Origin of the sequence: Nonomuraea sp. NPDC049504 (assembly GCF_040676845.1) — a bacterium.
Lineage (GTDB): Bacteria > Actinomycetota > Actinomycetes > Streptosporangiales > Streptosporangiaceae > Nonomuraea > Nonomuraea salmonea.
Genome location: NZ_JBFAPT010000006.1, coordinates 303,084 through 317,140 on the forward strand (window position 1 = coordinate 303,084; position 14,057 = coordinate 317,140).

Annotated in this window: 12 protein-coding genes; 6 read left to right on the top strand and 6 right to left on the bottom strand. The window is 73.2% G+C overall.

What is annotated here, in order from left to right:
* Window positions 1–148 precede the first annotated feature (148 nt).
* Window positions 149–2,842, top strand: coding sequence for a glycoside hydrolase family 78 protein (locus AB0K28_RS14915; RefSeq protein ID WP_364369528.1), 2,694 nt, complete (start codon window positions 149–151; stop codon window positions 2,840–2,842).
* Here the strand turns inward: AB0K28_RS14915 and AB0K28_RS14920 are convergent.
* Entirely contained in the window at window positions 2,833–3,972 is a 1,140-nt protein-coding gene (locus tag AB0K28_RS14920; RefSeq protein WP_364369531.1) for an acyltransferase, read from the bottom strand. The genes AB0K28_RS14915 and AB0K28_RS14920 overlap by 10 nt on opposite strands.
* A gap of 124 nt (window positions 3,973–4,096) precedes the next feature.
* On the opposite strand from AB0K28_RS14920, the gene AB0K28_RS14925 reads away from it, so the two are divergent.
* The 4 genes from AB0K28_RS14925 to AB0K28_RS14940 all read left to right on the top strand — a co-directional run bounded on the left by AB0K28_RS14925 (window position 4,097) and on the right by AB0K28_RS14940 (window position 8,181).
* Window positions 4,097–4,687 (top strand): hypothetical protein, encoded by a 591-nt coding sequence (locus AB0K28_RS14925; protein ID WP_364369533.1) that lies wholly within the window; start codon window positions 4,097–4,099, stop codon window positions 4,685–4,687.
* A 132-nt stretch (window positions 4,688–4,819) separates the two neighbouring features.
* A complete protein-coding gene (locus AB0K28_RS14930) occupies window positions 4,820–5,656 on the top strand; it encodes a hypothetical protein (RefSeq protein ID WP_364369535.1) in 837 nt (278 codons plus the stop codon).
* 168 nt (window positions 5,657–5,824) lie between these two features.
* On the top strand, window positions 5,825–7,525 hold the full coding sequence (locus AB0K28_RS14935; protein WP_364369538.1) for an ABC-F family ATP-binding cassette domain-containing protein: 1,701 nt from the start codon (window positions 5,825–5,827) through the stop codon (window positions 7,523–7,525).
* A 182-nt stretch (window positions 7,526–7,707) separates the two neighbouring features.
* Window positions 7,708–8,181 (top strand): proteasome activator, encoded by a 474-nt coding sequence (locus AB0K28_RS14940; protein ID WP_364369541.1) that lies wholly within the window; start codon window positions 7,708–7,710, stop codon window positions 8,179–8,181.
* Between the two features lie 49 nt (window positions 8,182–8,230).
* On the opposite strand, the gene AB0K28_RS14945 is transcribed toward AB0K28_RS14940, so the two are convergent.
* Window positions 8,231–9,073, bottom strand: a complete 843-nt coding sequence (locus AB0K28_RS14945) for an SDR family NAD(P)-dependent oxidoreductase (RefSeq protein WP_364369544.1) — start codon at window positions 9,071–9,073, stop codon at window positions 8,231–8,233.
* Between the two features lie 113 nt (window positions 9,074–9,186).
* Between AB0K28_RS14945 and AB0K28_RS14950 the strand changes: the two genes are divergently transcribed.
* Window positions 9,187–10,116, top strand: coding sequence for a LysR family transcriptional regulator (locus AB0K28_RS14950; protein ID WP_364369546.1), 930 nt, complete (start codon window positions 9,187–9,189; stop codon window positions 10,114–10,116).
* 18 nt (window positions 10,117–10,134) lie between these two features.
* Here AB0K28_RS14950 and AB0K28_RS14955 read toward each other — a convergent pair whose 3' ends face one another.
* Genes AB0K28_RS14955 through AB0K28_RS14970 form a run of 4 tightly spaced genes read right to left on the bottom strand, consistent with a single transcriptional unit; the run spans window position 10,135 to window position 14,005 of the window.
* A complete protein-coding gene (locus AB0K28_RS14955) occupies window positions 10,135–10,716 on the bottom strand; it encodes an ATP/GTP-binding protein (RefSeq protein ID WP_364369549.1) in 582 nt (193 codons plus the stop codon).
* A complete protein-coding gene (locus AB0K28_RS14960) occupies window positions 10,697–11,047 on the bottom strand; it encodes a DUF742 domain-containing protein (RefSeq protein WP_364369552.1) in 351 nt (116 codons plus the stop codon). The genes AB0K28_RS14955 and AB0K28_RS14960 overlap by 20 nt, the downstream gene beginning before the upstream one ends.
* Window positions 11,044–11,469, bottom strand: coding sequence for a roadblock/LC7 domain-containing protein (locus tag AB0K28_RS14965; RefSeq protein ID WP_345400254.1), 426 nt, complete (start codon window positions 11,467–11,469; stop codon window positions 11,044–11,046). Before AB0K28_RS14965 ends, AB0K28_RS14960 begins: the two co-directional genes overlap by 4 nt.
* Window positions 11,462–14,005: a nitrate- and nitrite sensing domain-containing protein gene (locus AB0K28_RS14970; protein WP_364369555.1), complete on the bottom strand. Its 2,544-nt coding sequence runs from the start codon at window positions 14,003–14,005 to the stop codon at window positions 11,462–11,464. Before AB0K28_RS14970 ends, AB0K28_RS14965 begins: the two co-directional genes overlap by 8 nt.
* Window positions 14,006–14,057: the final 52 nt, after the last annotated feature.

Below are 14,057 nucleotides of genomic sequence, written 5' to 3' on the forward strand. Positions count from 1 at the left end.
ACTCCGGCAGCCTGATGAGCAACGATGCCCTGGCCGCTCTGTTCAAACGTACGATCTGGTGTTGGAGCTGGGAACAATCGTGGACAACGTTCCCCAAGGGACGTCTTGACGCGCCGGCGCGCGGCGGTTTACGTTGGCTCGCGTCAGGGTGTTAAAACGTTTCAACAACGACCGCCTCTTCCGCATGATCGTGGCCGGCGACGACCGCCGGGGCCATCCAGGCCTGACCAGAAGGAGCGCCTTGCTACACGTCACACCACCTGCCTTCGAGCACCACCGCGACCCGCTCGGCATCGGCGAGAGCCGCCCACGACTGTCCTGGACCACGACCACCGACGCGCCCGGCTGGACGCAGGCGGCGTACGAGATCGAGATCCGCGACGCGTCCGGCACGGCGGCCTGGCGGGTCGAGTCGGGGGAGTCGGTGCTCGTGCCCTGGCCGGGCGCGCCGCTCGGGTCGCGCGAGCGGCGTGAGGCGCGCGTCCGCGTGCACGGCGCCGACGGCTCCACCGGCGGCTGGAGCGACTGGGCGGCGGTCGAGACCGGCCTGCTGGAGGCCGCCGACTGGCAGGCGGGGGCCGCCGCGCCACCGCGCGGCCTGCTCGGCCCGCCCGACGGCCCCGCCCTGCTGCTGCGCCGCGACTTCACCCTGCGCGGCCCCGTCGCGCGCGCCCGCCTGTACGTCACCGCCCACGGCCTGTACGAGGCCGAGCTGAACGGCCGGACCGTCGGCGACGACGTGCTCGCCCCCGGCTGGAGCAGCTACGACCGGCGGCTGCGCTACCGCACCCACGACGTCACCGCCCTGCTGCGCGAGGGCCCCAACGCGATCGGCACCACCCTGGCCGACGGCTGGTACCGCGGCCGCATCGGCTTCGGCGGCGGCAAGACCGCCATCTACGGCGACCGCATCGCGCTCATCGCCCAGCTGGAGGTCACCTACGAGGACGGCGGCACCGACCTGGTCGTCACCGACGAGCACTGGCGCTGCGCCACGGGCCCGATCACCGCCGCCGGCCTGTACGACGGCGAGCGGTACGACGCCCGCCTGCTGCCCCAGGGCTGGTCGGAGCCCGGCTTCGACGCCGCCGCCTGGACGCCCGCCGACGTGCTCGGCCACGACCCCGCCCGGCTCGTCGCGCCGACGGGTCCGCCGGTGCGCCGGGTCGAGACGCTGAGGCCGCGGCAGGTGCTGACAGGCCCGTCCGGCGAGACCATCCTCGACTTCGGCCAGAACGTCACCGGCCGGCTGCGCATCCGCGTCCAGGGTCCGGCCGGGCAGACGATCACCCTCCGCCACGCCGAGGTCCTGGAGAACGGCGCGCTCAGCCTCCGTCCACTGCGCCACGCCGCCGCCACGGACACGTACACGCTGCGCGGCGACGACGTCCCCGAGGAGTGGGAGCCCCGCTTCACCATGCACGGCTTCCGGTACGCCCAGATCGACGGCTGGCCGGGCCCGCTGCCCGAGCCCGGCGACGGCGCCGGGACCGGCGTCGAGGCCGCGATCGAGGCGGTCGTGTGTCATACCGATCTGCGGCCGACCGGCACGTTCCGGTGCTCGGACCCCGACCTCAACCGCCTGCACGACAACGTCGTCTGGAGCCTGCGCGGCAACTTCGTGGACGTGCCCACCGACTGCCCCCAGCGCGACGAGCGCCTCGGCTGGACCGGCGACCTCCAGGTCTTCGCGCCGACCGCCGCCTTCCTCTACGACTGCGCGGGCCCGCTGGCCTCCTGGCTCGCCGACCTCGCCGCCGAGCAGGCCAAGCTCGGCACCGTGCCGCACTACGTGCCGTGGGTGCCGCTGATGCCCGCGGAGCCCGCCGCGGCGTGGGGCGACGCCGCCGTCATCGTGCCCTGGGTGCTGTACCAGCGCTACGGCGACATCGGGCTGCTGCGCACCCAGTACGCCAGCATGAAGGCGTGGGTGGACCACATCGCAGAAAGGGCGGGCGAGAGCCACCTGTGGGACACCGGCTTCCAGTGGGGCGACTGGCTCGACCCGGCGGCGCCGCCCGACAAGCCGGGCAAGGCACGCACGGACCCCGCCCTGGTCGCCACCGCCTACCACGCCTGGACGGCCCGCCTCGTCGCCGAGACGGCCGCGCTGCTCGGCCACGACGACGACGCGGCCGACCACGCGAGGCTGGCGGGGGAGGTGCGGGCGGCGTTCGGGCGCGAATACGTCACGCCGTCGGGGCGGCTGGCCTGCGACACCCAGACCGCGCACGCCCTCGCCATCTGCTTCGACCTGCTGGAGACGCCCGAGCAGCGCGAGCGGGCCGGGCGGCGGCTGGCCGAGCTGGTCGCGGCCGACGGGCACCGCATCGGCACGGGCTTCGTGGGCACGCCGCTGGTCTGCGACGCGCTGGCAGCGGTCGGCGCGTACGGCACCGCGTACGAGCTGCTGACCCAGCGCGCATGCCCGTCATGGCTGTATCCGGTCACCATGGGCGCCACCACGATCTGGGAGCGCTGGGACAGCATGCTGCCCGACGGCAGCGTCAACCCGGGCGAGATGACCTCCTTCAACCACTACGCGCTGGGCGCGGTGGCCGACTTCCTGCACCGTACGGTCGCCGGCCTCGCCCCCGCGGCCCCCGGCTACCGGCGGCTGCGCGTCGCGCCACGTCCCGGCGGCGGGCTGACCGAGGCGGAGGCGGCGCTCGACACCCCGTACGGGACCGCCCGCGTCGCCTGGACCAGGGCCGGCGGCGAGCTGACCGTCACCGTCACCGTGCCGCCCGGCGCCACCGCCGAGCTTGACCTGCCGATCGAGGGCGGGCCCGCCGAGGTGGGGGCGGGCACGCACACCTTCACCGGCGCGCTTCAGGGCTGAGCGCGGTGCGGGCCCGGTCCTGCCGGGCCCGCCAGGCGCTTGCCGAGCCGCTGGGCGGGCGCCTCGACCAGGTGGTAGGTCAGCATGCTCAGCGGGATCAGGACGAGGAGGTAGCCGAGCAGGTCGGGGAGCACGTACAGCAGGATCGGGTGCAGCAGGTAGACGGAGAAGCTGATCACGCCTAGCCGCGCCAGCCAGGCGGGGAACGTCCGCGTGCGCAGCCGGTACGCCAGCCAGAACGTGCAGAACGCCAGCACGATCGCCGGCACCCACGCCGGGTCGTCCTTGGCGGGCAGGCCGCAGCCCAGCACCACCAGCACCGCCGTGATCGCGGCCCGCCAGGAGATCGTGCCCTGCTCGGCCCGGTACACCGCGGTGCCCGCGAACATCGTGGCCAGGATGATCACGCCCTGCCACGTGCCGCCCCTGCTGCCCAGCACCACCAGCGCCAGCCCCAGCAGCCCGCCCGCGACCGCACCCGCCGTCCGCAACCGGCCCCTGGCCAGCACCGTCACCGCGACGGCCGCGACCACCGCGAGGCCGAGCGTCGCCGCCAGGAGGTCGGCCCGCCCGCCGATCACCGACTTCGGCAGCAGCAGCCCGAGCGGCACGGCCGGCACCGCCAGCGCCACCGCGATCCCCGCCGACCGCCGCTCATGCCCCACCGCGAACAGCGCCACGCACATCAGGTAGAAGGCCATCTCGTACGACAGCGTCCAGGTGACGTTGACGACGGCCGGCAGGTTCAGGAGTTCCTGGAGCATCGTCACGTTCCCGAGCACGACCAGCGCCGCCGGCCGGTCGCCCAGGCCGTCCGGCACCGGCAGCACGCCGGCCAGCGCCAGCCCGAGCATCAGCGCGCAGGCGAGCAGCAGCAGCGGCAGCAGCCGGAAGGCCCGCCCGGTCCAGAACGCGCGCAGGTCGCCCTTGCGCTCCAGCGACGCCGGGATGATGTAGCCGCTGACCAGGAAGAACACGAACACGCCCCACGTGCCCATGTCGATGCGCCGGTCAACCTCCGCCCAGACGGCGGGGATGAACGTCCAGCCGGCGTGGTGCAGGGTGACGGCCAGCGCTGCCGGCCCCCGCAGGGCGTCCAGCCAGGCCAGCCGGGCGGGGGCCAGGAACATCTGCCGCAGTCTAGGCCATGGGTCACGAAAGGCCGTGGCGAGTCCCGTCGTGCATATTCGGTTTCGCGCACGCGTTCGATCTCTTATCTTTGCCGTGACCCGCGTCACTAAGGAGATGGTGATCGTGAGAAGCCCCTCCGGCCGAGCAGCTCTTCGTACCAGCGCCGTCGCCGCCGTCGCCCTCGCCGGCGGCCTGCTGACCACCCCGCCCGCGAGCGCCGCCCCCGTGGCGAGCGCGCCCGCCGTCACCACCGTGACGCCGACCGCCCACCAGGCCGCCCACCAGGCCGCCCACCAGGCCGCCCAGCAGGCCGCCCAGCAGGCCGCTGTGCGCCCGCGCAACGGCCGCATACTCTACGACCGCATCAGCGGCGGGCTCGGCCGGCTCAAGATCAAGAACGGCACGTCACGTGACGGCGTCGTGGCCCTGGTCAAGGGCAAGAAGAAGGCGATCAGCATCTACGTACGCGCCAAGTCCACCGCGACCATCAGGGACGTCAGGGACGGCACCTACCGCATCTACTTCACCACCGGCACCCGCTTCAGCGTCTCCAAGGGCAGGTTCACCCGCGCGGCCAGCTACCAGCGCTTCACCAGCAAGCTGCGCTTCAGGACGACCTCCAGCACCGCGACCGCCTGGACGCTCACCCTCAACCCGGTCAAGGGCGGCAACGCCAGGACCACCTACGTCAACCCGAAGGACTTCCCCGCCTGAACGATCACGCAGCGGAGCCCGGTGATCTCCGCCCGCGACTCCCATGCCGCATCCGCGGGTCCGGCTTGACGACGCGATCTTAGATGCACCAGATTGTTCGCGTCTTTCAGGACCGTTCCCAAGGAAACCCTCATGAAGCGAACCCTCATCGGTGCGATCGCCGTCGCGGGCCTGGCGCAGTTCGTCGCCATGCCCGCGTACGCCGCCCCCACCACCGACCCGGTCAAGGCACTGCAGGCCCAGTTAGGGCAGGGCAAGGCGGTCAACCTGCGGGCCACCGCCAAGGTGACCTTCAAGGCCGGGCAGGTGGCCACCTCCGCCCTCGACGGCACGGTCGGCTTCGGCCCGCGCGGGCCCGTCGCCTCCGACGTGGCCCACACCCTGCAGTACAGCCCGGCACTGCTGCGCACCATGAAGAAGACCGCCCCCGCCGAGACCGAGGCCCTCCAGGAAGGGCCCGTCCGCATGCTCTCCTCCGGCGGCGTCAGCTACGTCTCCGGCCCCGTCGTCGACCAGGCGCTGCCGCCGGGCACGAGCTGGGTGCGTTACCGCAAGGTCGTCCAGCCGCCCAGCAACCTGGTCGTCGAGGCGCTCGACCCGGCCACGCTCAAGACGCTCGTCGCCGGCCGTACCTCGTGGAAGGACGGCATACTCAAGGGCAGCGTCAAGGCCAGCAAGCTCGCCAAGGTTTCCAAGCCGTTCGCCGCCTTCTACGGCACCCGCTTCACCGCCAAGCGCGACGGGAAGATCGGCTACACCATCTGGTTCGGCGACAAGGGCCTCGTGCGGCGCATCGCCGCCAAGGCCGTGCTGCCCATCGACAAGAGCACCGTCCAGGTCGAGTCCGACACCCGCTACACCGACTGGGGCCGCGAGGTCACGGTCCTCCTCCCGCTGGAGGGCGACGTGATCGACCGCACCGAGGTCAAGGACGAGACGCCGGCCCAGGTGCCCGGCATCTGGAACTGACCCGCGCCGCCGGCCGGCACCGTCCTTCGGCCCGCGGCACGAAAACCCGTGGCGGGCCTTCGTGGCCCGCCCGTATTCTGGCCGCATGTCTACGCCCCGGATCTCTTAGCCAGGACACCCGCTTCCACGCCACCCGTGTGTCCTCTAGCTTTTCCGGAGCGTCATCCCATGCTCACCTTCCGTGGCGTCGCCGTGCGCGCCGGCGCCTCCCTGCTCATGTCCGGTGTGACCGGGCACGTCGGCCCCGGTGACCGCATCGGCCTCGTCGGCCGCAACGGCGCCGGCAAGACCACGCTGATGAAGACCCTCGCCGGCCGCCTCCAGCCCGCGTCCGGCGACATCGTCCGTACGGGCCCAGTGGGCTACCTGCCCCAGGACCCGGCGGCGGCCGACCCCGCGACCACGGTCCTCGACCGCATCCTGTCCGCCCGCGGCCTCGACACGGCGGTCCGCGACCTGCGCGCCGCCGAGACGGCCCTCGCGGAAACCGCGTCGGCCGCTTCCGACCCAGCCGCTTCCGACCCAGCCGTTTCCGACCCCGTCACCTCCGACCTCGCCGCCTCTGAGCGGGTCGCTTCCGAGCGCACTGCCTCCGGGGCGATGGAGGCAGCGGAGCGGGCGATGGCGCGTTACGTCAGGGCCGAGGCCGAGTTCCAAGCGCGCGGCGGCTATCCCGCCGAGGCGGAAGCGGCCCGGGTCGCCGCCGGGCTCGGGTTGCCCGATCGGGCGCTGTCCCAGTCGCTCGGCACGCTGTCCGGTGGGCAGCGGCGGCGCGTGGAGCTGGCCAGGGTGCTGTTCGCCGAGCCAGGCGTGCTGCTGCTCGACGAGCCCACCAACCACCTCGACCGCGACTCGATCGCGTGGTTGCGGACGTTCCTGCTCGGCTACCCGGGCGGGCTCGTCGTCATCAGCCACGACACCGGGCTGCTGGCCGACGTGGTCAACCGGGTGTGGCACCTGGAGGCGGGCGCGCTGGAGATCCGTAACAGCGGCTGGGAGACGTACCTCGCCGAACGGGACGCCGAGGAACGGCGCAGGGCCAGGCTGCGCGCCGCCGCCGAGCGCAAGGCCGCCGCCCTGCACGCCCAGGCCGACCGGATGCGCTCCCGCTCGTCCACCGCCGTACGCGCCCGCGACATGGCCCGCCGCGCCGACCGCATGCTCGCCGAGACCCGCCCCGTACGGCGCGCCGCCAAGGTCGCCAGGATCCGGCTCCCGGAGCCCGCACCCAGCGGCCGCACGCCGCTCGGCGCGATCAGCCTGACCAAGGCGTACGGCGGCCTGCCGGTGCTGACCGGCGTGGACCTGGCCATCGACCGGGGCAGCCGCCTCGTCGTGCTCGGCCTGAACGGCGCCGGCAAGACCACCCTGCTCAGGATCCTGGCCGGGCAGGAGCAGCCCGATTCAGGACGGGTGGTGCACGGCCACGGGCTGCGGCTCGGCTACTTCGCCCAGGAACACGACACCCTCGACCCCGCCCACACCGTCGCCGGCCACCTCGCCGCCGCCGCGCCCCACCTCACCGACGGCGAGGCCAGGACCGTCCTGGGGTCGTTCCTGTTCGGTGGGGACGACGTGGACAAACCCGTCGGGGTGCTGTCGGGCGGCGAGAAGACCCGGCTCGCCCTGGCCGGGCTGGTCAGCTCGCAGGCCAACGTGCTGCTGCTCGACGAGCCCACCAACAACCTCGACCCGGCCTCGAAGGCCGAGGTGCTGGCGGCGGTGGCGGCGTACGAGGGCGCGGTCGTGATGGTCACCCACGACGAGGAAGCCGTAGAAGCCCTGGCGCCGGACCGCGTCCTGCTGCTGCCCGACGGCGTCGAGGACCTCTGGAACGCCGACTACGCCGACCTCATCACCCTCGCCTGACCCCCGCTCCGGGGGAAGAGCCTGCCCACGGCTCTTCCCCCGGGAACGGCGGGTGGCGCGCGGGGCCGGTGGGGGTGTCACTTCTGTCTCGGAGGTCTCTGGCGTGAGGGGCGTGTGCCTGGGCAGGGGACGGTGGAGACCGCGCCCCCGCGTGGGGCGACCTGCGATGACAGGACGGCGACATGACCTCTACACCCGATCCCCACCGTCCGGTAGCTCCCGTCCCGCCCGACGCGGCGCGGGAGGCGGAGTCGGCGGTGGAGGCCGAGATCGGGCGCGTCAAGGAGCCGGCGCGGCTGCTGCGCGTCAGCACGATGGCCCGGTCACTGCTCGACGAGGCCCGCGGGCTGCCGCTGGACGAGCACGCCCGCGAGCAGCTGGGGCACATCCACGCGCGGGTCGTCGCGGAGATCGGCGACTCGGTGGCGCCCGAGTTGCGGGAGGAGCTGGAACGGCTGCTGCCCACCTCGTCCGGCACCCTGACCCAGGGGGAGATCCGTATCGCGCAGAGCCAGCTCGTGGGATGGCTGGAAGGGGTGTTCCAGGGCATCAGGGTGGGGCTGTCGCTCCAGCAGGCCACCCATCCCGAGTTCCCCGGCTCTCCTCCCATCCCAGGCCGCCCGCCCACCGCCCCCGGCACCGGCCCTTACCTCTAGAGCTCGGGACCTCTGGAGCTCGGGACCTCTGGAGCTCGGGCACGGGGGCTCAGGCGGCCGGTGACCAGGGCAGAGCCCGGCCGTGACGGATCAGCCGGCCGTAGTGGCCGGGATGCACCGGGCCCGTCGCCAGGTCAAGCAGCGGGACGGCGGCCTCGGCGGGGAGAGCGGCAGCGGTGACGTCCCACCACAGGCCTGAGGTGGGGGTGTTCATCATGCCGGGACACACCGCGGCCAGGAGGATGCCCCGGCGGGTGTCCTCGGGCCGGCGCTGCCCGGCCAGGACTCGTACGGCGGCCACCTGGGCGATCTTCGAGGGGATGTTGATGAACATCGGCCAGGCGCCGGCCTTGGCGCTGCCGTCCTTGATCGCGTCCCGCCAGGACGCGACCTGTTCGTCCACCTCGTCCAGCGACGACAGCCCGTCGAAGCGGCCGTGCAGCACCGGGGCCAGCTGGTGCAGGGTGCCCAGTGAGCTGGCGACCACGAGCAGCCGGCCGCCGTCGCGCAGCAGCGGGAGGAAGGCGCGCAGCAGGCGGGTGGTGCCGAAGTTGTTGACCTCGGTGTATTCGTCGATCACGGCGGCGGGGTCGTCGTCGGGGCCGACGCGCATGACGGCGTTGCCGAAGACGATGTCCACGCCGCCGTGCCGGTCCCGCAGCAGATCGGCCAGGCGGGTGGCGGCGCCGGGGTCGGCGACGTCGTAAAGCTCCCCGCGTACCTCGGCGGCGGTCTCAGGCAGTTGCGCGACGGCCTTCGCGACGCGTTCCGGGTCGCGGCCGGTCAGGTAGACGGTGTCGCCCGGGCCCAGGCGCTGGGCCAGGCCCTCGACGAGGGCCCGGCCGAGGCCCTGGGTCGCGCCCGTGACCAGGGCGACTTTGGTGTTGCTCACTGTAGTGCTCCTCAATCGGAAAGGGATGGAGGGAGCTCCCGGTCGTCCAGCCTAGGGAGGCGGATGGCCATGCCGCCAGCGCAAGTTCATCAAGTATGGTATGCGTAAACCTCATGGCCTTCACCGACGCGTCGCTCACCGCGCTACGGGTCTTCCGCGAGGTGGCCGGGCGCGGCACGCTCACGGCCGCCGCCACCGCGCTCGGCTACACGCAGTCGGCCGTCTCCCGCCAGATCGCCGCACTCGAACGCGCGGCGGGCGCCGAGCTGCTGGAGCGCCGCCACGACGGCGTGCGGCTGACCCCGGCGGGGCGGATCGTGCTGCGCCACGCCGCCGTGGTGGTCGACCAGGTGGACGCGGGCGCGCGTGAGCTGGCCGGGCTGCCGGACGAGCCCGGCACCGTACGCCTCGGCTTCTTCGCCAGCGCGGGCGCCGTCCTGGTGCCCCGGGCGCTGGCGGCCCTGCGCGCCGGGCATCCCGCCATCACCGTGCACACCAGGGAGGGCAGCACGCCGTCGCTGGTCCGCGCGCTCCGGGCGGGCGCGATCGACCTCGCGCTGCTCGGCTCGGCGCCGCCGTTCCGTCCGCCCGACGCCGAGAGCCCCGCCCTTGAGGTGAGCGTCCTGTACGAGCGGAGCCTGCGCGTCGCCGTCCCCGCCGCCCATCCGCTGGCCAGGGGCGACTACATCGACGTCGCCGACCTGCACGGGCAGCGCTGGATCGCCGGCCCAGGCAGTGCGGCGGCCGGGGGAGCGGGTGACAGCACCGGCATGGGCGCGTGGCCCGGCCTGGACGAGCGTCCCGAGATCGTGCACTCGGCCCGCGACTGGCTGGCCAAGCTCAGCCTGGTGGCCGCGGGCGCGGGGCTGACCACGGTGCCCGCGATGCTCGCGGAAGCCGTCCCTGACGGGGTACGGGTGCTCCCGGTACGCGGCGGCCCCCAGGAACAGCGCCGCTGCCTGCTGGCCAGGCTGCCGGGCCCGCTGCCCGAGCCCGCCGCCCACCTCGCCGGAGCACTGCGGGACGCCGCGCCCACACCATAGACGCCGCGCGCCGTGCGGTCACATGCCCTTCACCGCGTACGTGACCAGCGTCGTCAGCACATCCTTGACCGAGTCGCGCCGCCGCACGTCGCACAGCACGATCGGGATGTGCTCGCCCAGCCCCAGCGCCCGCCGCACCTTGCCGGGCTCGTACCGGCGGGCGCCGTCGAAGCAGTTGACCCCCACCACGAACGGGATGCCGCGCTGCTCGAAGTAGTCCACGGCGGGGAAGGAGTCCTGCAGCCGGCGGGTGTCGGCGAGCACGACGGCGCCGAGCGCGCCGAGCGCGAGCTCGTCCCACATGAACCAGAACCGGTCCTGACCTGGCGTGCCGAACAGATACAGCCACAGCCCGTCGCGGATCGTGATCCGGCCGAAGTCGAGTGCCACCGTGGTCGTGATCTTGGACTCGACGCCCGAGGTGTCGTCCACCCCGATGCCGCGGTCGCTCAGCAGCTCCTCGGTGTGCAGCGGCCGGATCTCGCTGATCGTGCCCACCATGGTCGTCTTGCCGACGCCGAAACCACCCGCGATGAGAATCTTGATGGCCAGTGCGGGGACGGCCGGCGCCGTCCCCGCCTCAGAGACTGCGTAGCCCATGGAGCACTTCCCTGTAGATGCGTTCGTCGATCGTCTGCGCGACGGGGCGTGGGCGGTCGATGGTGACGAGACCGTCGCGGCGCAGATCGCCCAGGATGACCCGGGTGATGTTGAGCGGCAGCCGCAGGTGCGCCGCGACGTCGGCCACGGGGGTGGGCCTGCGGCACAGCGTCAGCACGGCGCGGTGCTCGGGGATGAGGTCCGCGGGTTCCGGGACGTCGCCGATCGTGGTGACGATGGCCACCAGGTCGAACGTCTCCCCCTGGGGCCGCGCCCGGCCCCCGGTCAGCCCGAAGAGCCGGATCAGCGGCCCTGGATCGTCCCCGCTCACTGTCTCGTACCGTTCCAGGCCGGTGCCGGTGCAGCTCCCCTCGGTTGCGCGGAGAGGTGCTCGCCGACCCTCTTGACCATCAGGGCCATCTCGTACGTGACCATGCCCAGCTCGGCGTCCGCCGTGGCGAGCACGGCCAGCCGGGCGCCCTGCCCCGCGGCGGTGACGAACAGGAAGCCCTCCTCCATCTCGATGATGGTCTGCCGTACGCCGCCGAGCCCGAAGTGCCGTCCCGCTCCCATGGCGAGGCTGTGGCTGCCGGCCGAGATGGCGGACAGGTGCTCCGCGTCCTCCCTGGTCAAGCCTCTGGAGCTGCCCATGGACAGCCCGTCGGCGGACAGCACGATGGCGTGCCGGATGCCGGGCACGCGCTGGATGAGGTCGTCGAGCAGCCAGCTCAGTTCGCTTCTGGAGTCAGGCATCGGATTGGTCGTCCTTTCGGTTCCACATGTCGTGCTCGTGCCCCGTCTGCCGGCGGCCCTGCTGCCAGCCGCGTTGCATGGACGACATGAGCTGTGCGAGCTCCTCCGGCGTGCGCTCGGCGACGACGCGACGGTGCACGCGTCCCGAGTCACGGAGCTGGGGAGCCAGGCTGGCCTGCGGAATCCGCATGGGCAGCCCGTCGAGATCCTCGTCGGCGTCCTGGGCGGGCACCGTGACGCTCCACGCCTCCGGCGGGCCGTCGGGCTTGGCGGAGCCGGGCACCGGCGTGGGCTTGGCGCCGCCGGTGGGCCGCCGCATCGGCAGCTCCACGTCGTCGGTGCCGGGCCCGAGCACCGAGCCGGTCATGGGCGCCGCCGGAGAGGCCGGTGAGAAGGCCGGTGAGGAGGCCGGTGAGGAGGGAGGCATGGGGTCCTGCGCGGTGCCGCCCGACAGCCAGGCCGGGTCGGGCGTCCAGACCGGGTCGTGGTCGCCCGTACGGTCGGGCGCGTCGAACCAGGTGCCCCGCTCGGGAGCGGTGCTCGTCCCCTGCCCCCACGAGGCCGCCGACGCCGACGCCGACGCCGACGCCGACGACGCCGACGACGCCGACGTGCCGAGGGCGGGCTGCCCGCCGGCGGTGAGCGCGGGGCGCTCGGCCTCGGCCAGCAGCGAGGCGGGCAGGAGGACGATCGCGGTGGTCCCGTCGTACGGCGACCGCCGCAGCATGATCTTGATCCCGTGCCGGGTCGCGAGCCTGGCGACCACGAACAGGCCCAGCCGGTCGGTGTCGGCCAGGTCGAACTCCGGCGTGTCCGACAGCCGGGCGTTCAGCTCGGCGAGCGTGGCGTCGTTCAGGCCGAGCCCCCGGTCCTCGACCTCCAGCGCCACCCCGTTGGCCGCCGTCACCCCGCGCACCTGCACGGTGGTGTTGGGCGGCGAGTAGACGGTGGCGTTCTCGATCAGCTCGGCCACGAGGTGGATGACGTCGGTGACGGCGGCGCCGACGAGCAGCGGCGCGTCCGGCATGGGCGCGACCGTGACCCGCGTGTAGTCCTCGACCTCCAGGACGGCGGCGCGTACGACGTCGAACAGCGGCACCGGGTCGCGCCAGCGGCGGGCGGGGGAGGAGTCGGACAGGATGATGAGGTTCTCGGCGTGCCGCCGCATGCGGGTGGTGAGGTGGTCGAGCTTGAACAGGTCCTCCAGGACCTCGGGCTCCTCCACCCTGCGCTCCATCGTGTCGAGGAGCGCGAGCTGGCGGTGCAGCAGCGCCTGGTTGCGCCGGGCCAGGTTGAGGAAGACCTGGCTGACGCCCTTGCGCAGCGCGGCCTGGCCGACGGCGGCTTCGACGGCGGTGCGGCGCACGGCGGCGAAGGCGTTCGCCACGCGGTCCACCTCGGCGGTCTCGGCCGGGTCGAGGGCCGGGGCCTCGGTGGCGGGGTCCACGTCGTCGCCCCGGCGCAGCCGCTCGACGAGTCGGGGCAGCCGCTGCTCGGCCAGCTCGACGGCCGACCGTTGCAGCCGGAGCAGCTCGTCGACCAGCGAGCGGCCGAACCGGTACGACAGCGCCAGCGACACCAGCACCGCCGCGAGCCCGAGCAGCAGGACCAGCCCGATCCGCCAGTACGCGCCGACCTTCTGGCTCTGGCCCTCGGCGGCGGCGCGCGTCAGCTCGGCCTGCGTGGCCTGGTTGATCTGGCCCAGCACGGCCTCGGCGTCGCCCTTCCACTCCCGGGCGGTGACCGGCGGCGCGCCGCCCGTGTCGAACGTGAACAGCTCGTCCTCGACCGCGACCACGCGCCTGTAGGGCTCGCTCGCCACCAGCCGGTCGTAGGCGGCCCGCAGCTCGGGCCCGGCGTCGCGCTCGGCGTTGGCGAAGAGGAGCCGGCGGCTGGACATGGCGGCCACGAACGCGGCGCGGTCGGTGGGGGTCATCCTGCGCTGCGCGATCGTGCTGGTCAGCACCGCGTGCTCGCGCCACAGGTATTCGGCGGTGGCGCTGAAGGCGGCCATGCCGCGCACCGCGCGGTAGGAGGAGACGTCGCTCAGCGCGTCGCGGTCGGTGAACTGCCGGTTCACCACCGCGATGAGGTTGTTGTACGCCTCGATGATGGTCAGCGTCGGGGCCAGCACGCCGCCGTCGGCGGAGGCCCGCAGCGACTGGAGCCCGTCGAGGGCCTGCACCATCGCCTCGACCTGGGCCGGGGTCGCGTCGCTGTCGCCCTCGATGATGGTCCTGACGATCTCGCGGACCTTGCCGACCTGGGCGTCGGTCTGCTGCCGCTGCTCGGCCAGCGGCTTGTACGCGGCCGTGCTGCCGGGCGCCTCGGCGGAGAGCTGGCGTTCGCGCTGCAGCTCGACGATCAGCTGGAGCAGCGGCGAGCCGATGGCCTCCCAGCGGTCCTGCGTCTGAGAGACCTCGGCGATCTCATCCACACTGGAATAAGCGATGAATCCCCATAACGCCACCATGGAGACCAGCGGAAGCAGGAGGATCCTGAGCAGCTTGGTACGGATCGGCGGGGGCGAGCTCATCCTTCATCCAATTCCGCGCGAGTGTGCGCTGCCGGGCAGTCGTGGACGTGCT